The organism is Nocardioides sp., assembly GCF_024509035.1.
GTDB lineage: Bacteria > Actinomycetota > Actinomycetes > Propionibacteriales > Nocardioidaceae > Nocardioides.
Window position 1 is genome coordinate 1 of the sequence record NZ_JANINT010000153.1, and the last position, 5,291, is coordinate 5,291.

The following is a 5,291-nucleotide window of genomic DNA, read 5'->3' on the forward strand; positions in this document are numbered from 1 at the left end:
CTGCGAGGCAGGCCGAGGCCGAGCTGGGCGATCAGGTCACGCTGGATCTCGTTGGCGCCGCCGATGAACGTCATCACGTTCGAGTGGCCCGCTGCGTTGGCGAGCGCGCCGTGCGCGGCAGCTCCGGGTGCGTCGGCCGGGAGGGCGGCGTCGAGCCCCAGCACCTCGGTCAGCATCCGGCGGCCGCGACCGGCGAGCTCGGAGCCGAACACCTTGGCCGCGGACGCCTCGGCCGGCTCGAGCTCACCGCGGTCCACCGCCGTCGCCAGGCGGGCGTTGAGGAGCCGCTGGAACTCGACCTCGGCCCGCACCCGCGCGAAGGTCTGACGCACGGTCGGGTCGTCGATCACCCGGCTGCCGTCGGGCCGCTGGGTGACCATCGCCCAATCGCGGACGGCGGTGAGGGCCTGCTCGACCGGGGCGGTGGTGACCAGGGCGACGCGCTCGGAGTTGAGCTGGCCGGTGATCATGGCCCAGCCGTTGTTCTCGCCGCCGATGCAGTTCTCGACCGGCACCCGGACGCCGTCGAACGACACCGCGGCGACGGAGTGGTCACCGAGGGTGCGGATCCGCGTGGAGGTGATCCCGGGGGCGTGCCGCGGCACGATCAGCACGGAGATCCCGCGGTGTCGCGGCTGGTCGGGGTCGGTGCGGACGGCCAGCCAGATGTAGTCGGCGGCCTCCATCATCCCGGTCCAGAGCTTCTGGCCGGTGATGACGTACTCGTCACCGTCGCGGACGGCTCGCGTGGTCAGGCTGGCCAGGTCGGTGCCGGCGGAGGGTTCGGAGTAGCCGATCGCGAAGTGGACCTCGCCGCGCAGGATGCCCGGGACCAGCTCGGTGCGCTGCTGCTCGGTGCCGTGGGCGGCGATCGCCGGGCCGACGGAGTTGATGGTCAGCAGCGGCAGCGGCACGTCGGCCTGGGTCGCCTCGTCGCTGAAGATCGCCTGCTCGACCATGGACAGGCCCTGGCCGCCGATCTCCTTGGGCCACCCGATCCCCAGCCAGCCGTCCTCGCCCAGTCGGCGCACGACGTCGCGGTAGACCTCCGTGGCGCCTTCGGAGTAGTAGCCGTGGCGGAGCGCGTGGCGCACCTCCGGCGTCATCAGCTCCGCGAAGTAGGCGCGCAGCTCGCCGCGCATCCGGGTCTGGGCCTCGGTCTCGGCCAGATGCATTCGTCAGCTCCCGTCCACCGGCGAACGCGGTCCGCTCCCGGTGGGCCCGGTTATATGCTCACCGTCAACCTTTGTGACCTACGCCTCCCGATCAGCGGGAACGGCTCCCCCGTCGTCGTTCGGAGACCCCGGTGCTCGATCACCTCCCACTGCGGGTCCTGGATCTCGACGCCTTGGACATCGACTGGTACGACGAGCGCGCCGTCGCTCAGCTGGCCGCTGAGCTCGGGGAACGGCGACGGGTCGACCCGTCCGAGCCCGCGCTCGTCGGCGTCGCTGCTCGTCGGCTGACGAACGCCGCGGGACCGGTGCTGGAGCAGCTCGCGCTGACGCTCGCCGACGGCCCTGCGCCGTGGTGTGCGGGGTCGCCCACGGACCTGCCGCGGGTGCTGGCCTCGGCCGAGCACGCGCCGGGGGCGACCCGGGTGCTGCTCGAGCTGCTGGAGGTGAGCCCGCGTCGCGATGTTGTCGACGGCCTGCTCCTGGAGTCGCTGGCCTACTCGATGCTGCTGGCCGGCCCGGAGTTCCGGCGGTGGCGCTCCGCCACCCCGGCGTCGGAGCCTGCCGCGGTGGCGGACCCGGTGCTCCTGGCCCGGGATGGTGGTCGGCTGTCGGTGACGATCAACCGGCCCGAGCGCCACAACGCGTGGGGCCGCCAGGTCCGCGACGGATTCCTGGACGCCCTGGAGCTCGCGGAGCTCGACGATGGAATCGTCGAGGTGGTGGTCCGCGGCGCCGGTCCGTCGTACTGCAGCGGCGGCGACCTCGACGAGTTCGGTACGGCCGCCGACGTGGTCAGCGCCCACCAGGTGCGGATGGCTCGATCCGGGGCCCTGGCCGTGACCCGACTGCGCGAGCGCCTCGGCGATGCGCTCCGCTTCGAGCTGCACGGGCTCTGCATCGGGGCGGGCATCGAGGTGCCTGCCGCGGCCGGCCGGGTCGTCGCCGACCCCACCACCCGCTTCCGGCTTCCCGAGCTGGGGCTGGGCCTGGTCCCCGGGGCCGGCGGCACGGTCACGTTGCCGCGCCGGATCGGCCGCTGGCGGACGGCTTGGATGGCCCTGACCGATGCCTACGTCGACGCCGCGACCGCGCTGGAGTGGGGTCTGGTCGATGAGGTCCGCTGAGAGCGTCGACCTGGTTCTGCGCGACGTGACGGTGCCCGACGTCGAGCGTGGCACCGACAGCCCCCGCGTCGACGTGGCAGTGCGGGGAGGCCGCATCGTCGCCGTCGAGCCGCGAACCTCGCTCACCGCGTCGCAGGAGTACGACGGCCGGGGCGCAGCGCTGCTCCCGGGGCTGCACGACCACCACTTGCACCTGCTTGCGACCGCGGCCCTGGCGGGGTCCGTCGACTGCTCCGACGTCTCGTCGCTGGTCGAGCTGGGCGACCTGCTCAGGGCAGCCGCGCCGACGAGCGGCTGGCTGCGCGCGGTCGGTCACCACGAGTCGAGGGTCGGGCGGCTCACGCGTGACGTGCTGGACGACCTGCTCGGTCCGGGCCTGGCGGGGACCCCCGTCCGCGTGCGCGACCACAGCGGCGCCCTGTGGGTGCTCAACAGCGCCGGGCTCGACCTGCTGGGAGATCTCTCGCAGTCGACGGGTGTCGAGCGCGACGCCGCCGGCCGGTCCACCGGTCGCCTCTGGCGTCTCGACCGCGAGCTCGGCGTACGCCTCGGGACCGTCGCACCCGACCTGGCCGCCCTGGGCGAGCATCTAGCCGACCTCGGCATCAGCGGGGTCACCGACGCCACACCGGACCTGTCGGGCGAGACCGTCGCACTGCTGGACTCCGCACGTCGTACGGGACGACTGCCGCAGCGGGTGATGCTGCTGGGCACGCCCGACGGAACAGGACTGCCCGCCTCGCTCTCCACAGGGCCGGCCAAGATCCACCTCCGCGACCACGACCTGCCGTCAGTCGACGACCTGAGCTCGGCCGTCGCCGCCCACCACGGCGCCGGCCGGGCGGTCGCCGTCCACTGTCTGGGCAGCGACGCGCTGGTGCTGACGCTGTCCGCGCTGGAGACAGCGGGACCCCTCCCGGGTGACCGGATCGAGCACGCGAGCGTCGTCCCGCCGGTGCTGCTGCCCCGGATCCGCGAGGCCGGGGTGGCCGTAGTGACCCAGCCCGGCTTCGTCTCCGTGCGGGGCGACGACCTGCTGCGCGACATCGAGGGGGTCGAGCGGGAGTGGCTGTGGCCGTGGGCCGGTCTCGATGCCGTCGGAGTACCGGTCTGCGGTGCGTCGGACGCGCCGCACGGGCCCCTGAGCCCGTGGGAGGTGATCGCCGCAGCCTCGACCCGCCGGACTCCGTCGGGGCGGGTGGTCGCCGGGCACGAGCAGGTCACGCCGCTGCGGGCGCTCCGGGGCTACCTCACCGCGCCCGAGCAGCCCGGCGGGCAGCTGCGCCGGGTGGAGCCGGGCGCGCACGCCGACCTCGTGTTGCTCCGCTCCGGTCTGGAGGAGGCGCTGGCATCGGTCCCGGTCAACCCGGTGCGGCTCACGGTCCTAGGTGGTCGCGTCAGCCGAAGTGGGCGCGACCGGCGCAGATCGCTACCCCTTGTGGTCCGGTGCTGGTGAACCGGCCGTCGTCCCAGATCGCCAGCTCGAGCTCGTCGCCGGGGAAGACGACCGAGGCGAACCGGCCCTCCAGGCGAGACAGGTCCGCCGGGTGCGCGCCTGCCGACTCGGCCACGGCCAGCGCGGAGGTCGCAAGGGTCGCCAGACCGTGCAGGATCGGCCGCGGTTGGCCGATCGCCGCGGCGGCCACCGGGTCGACGTGGATGTGGTGACGGTCACCGAGAAGCCGGTAGAGCAAGGCCTGGTTCTCCGCCGTGCGCACCGACGTCCGCGCGGTCGCCTCCACGTCCGGGTCGGCGACCCGGCCGGGTCCACGGTCGCCTCCGAACCCGCCGGCACCCGGGGCGAAGATGCCCCAGGTCGCGGTGAACGCGGCGCAGGCGACCTCGACCTCGAAGACGGCGGCAGCTCCCTTGTCCCACACCCGGGCGACGCGCGCGGTCAGCTCCAGCTCGCCCGCGGTCGGGAGCTGCTCGTGGACCTCAAGGCTCTGGGAGCCGTGCACCGCACGGCCGACCTCGAAGGCGCCGCTGCTGCCAAGGAGGTCCGGCGCCCACTGCGCGAGGGTGAGCCCAAAGGTGGGCAGCACCCGCAGGTCCCGCTCGAAGACCAGGTCGAGCTGGTCCGCCCTGGCCCCCACGGCCAGGGCATAGAGCAGGACGTCCCGCTCGCTCCAGCCGACCGTGCGGGTGCCGAGCTCCCGGCCGGCCCAGTCGCCTGCGCCGGCCATCAGCGGGCGCCGTACACCGGCTCGGGCGCCGCGGTCTCGTTGATGAGACCGCGCACCGCGGCGCCCACCTCAGCGGCCGGCCACCGGGAGTCGCGCCGAGCGTAGGCCGCGTGCCGCCAGCCGTCCTCCAGGCAGATCTGCCCGCCCTCGACCTCGATGACGCGGCCGGTCACGTCGCCGGCGTCGTCGCTGGCGAACCAGGCGACCACCGGCGACACGTTCGCCGGGTCCATGACGTCGAACCCGTCGACGGGCACGGCCATCTTCTCCGCGAACGCACCCTCGGTCATCCGGGTGCGGGCCGACGGCGCGAGCGCGTTGACGGTGACGCCGTACCCGCGGAGCTCCTCGGCCGCGACCAGGGTCAGCCCGGCGATCCCGGCCTTGGCGGCGGAGTACGTCGCCTGCCCGACGGAGCCCTGCAGCCCGGCGCCGGAGGAGGTGTTGATGACCCGGGCCGCGCGCGTGCGGCCGGCCTTGGCCTCGGCGCGCCAGTACGCCGCCGCGTGCCGCAACGGCGCGAAGTGGCCCTTCAGGTGGACCCGGATGACCGCGTCCCACTCCTCCTCGGTCGTGTTCACGAGCATCCGGTCACGCACGAACCCCGCATTGTTGACGAGGATGTCGAGCCCACCGAAGACATCGATCGACTGCTGCACCATCGCCGCGGCCTGCTCGAAGTCCGCCACGTCGGCGGTGTTGGCGACCGCCTCCCCGCCCTCGGCCCGGATCGTCCTGACGACCTCCTCGGCCGGCGTCTCGCCGGTGCCCTCACCGGCCAGGCTGACGCCGTAGTCGTTGAC

General features: G+C 73.8%; 5 protein-coding genes. 2 read left to right on the plus strand and 3 right to left on the minus strand.

Translation table 11 applies throughout. The features are described 5' to 3' along the window. Positions 1-1,175 (minus strand): acyl-CoA dehydrogenase family protein (locus tag Q0L15_RS12180; RefSeq protein WP_296604695.1); only part of this gene is annotated, 1,175 nt, incomplete at its 3' end. Between the two features lie 131 nt (positions 1,176-1,306). Between Q0L15_RS12180 and Q0L15_RS12185 the strand changes: the two genes are divergently transcribed. Together Q0L15_RS12185 and Q0L15_RS12190 are read left to right on the plus strand one after the other, a co-directional pair. After that, positions 1,307-2,302: an enoyl-CoA hydratase/isomerase family protein gene (locus Q0L15_RS12185; protein ID WP_296604696.1), complete on the plus strand. Its 996-nt coding sequence runs from the start codon at positions 1,307-1,309 to the stop codon at positions 2,300-2,302. After that, the gene (locus Q0L15_RS12190; protein WP_296604697.1) at positions 2,289-3,758 is read left to right on the plus strand and encodes an amidohydrolase family protein; all 1,470 of its coding nucleotides are present in this window, start codon (positions 2,289-2,291) and stop codon (positions 3,756-3,758) included. Before Q0L15_RS12185 ends, Q0L15_RS12190 begins: the two co-directional genes overlap by 14 nt. On the opposite strand, the gene Q0L15_RS12195 is transcribed toward Q0L15_RS12190, so the two are convergent. Together Q0L15_RS12195 and Q0L15_RS12200 are read right to left on the minus strand one after the other, a co-directional pair. Further along, entirely contained in the window at positions 3,700-4,488 is a 789-nt protein-coding gene (locus tag Q0L15_RS12195) for a MaoC/PaaZ C-terminal domain-containing protein (protein ID WP_296604699.1), read from the minus strand. The two genes, Q0L15_RS12190 and Q0L15_RS12195, sit on opposite strands and share 59 nt — an antisense overlap. Beyond that, the coding region (locus tag Q0L15_RS12200) for an SDR family oxidoreductase (RefSeq protein WP_296604700.1) at positions 4,488-5,291 on the minus strand (804 nt) is incomplete at its 5' end. The genes Q0L15_RS12195 and Q0L15_RS12200, both read right to left, overlap by 1 nt.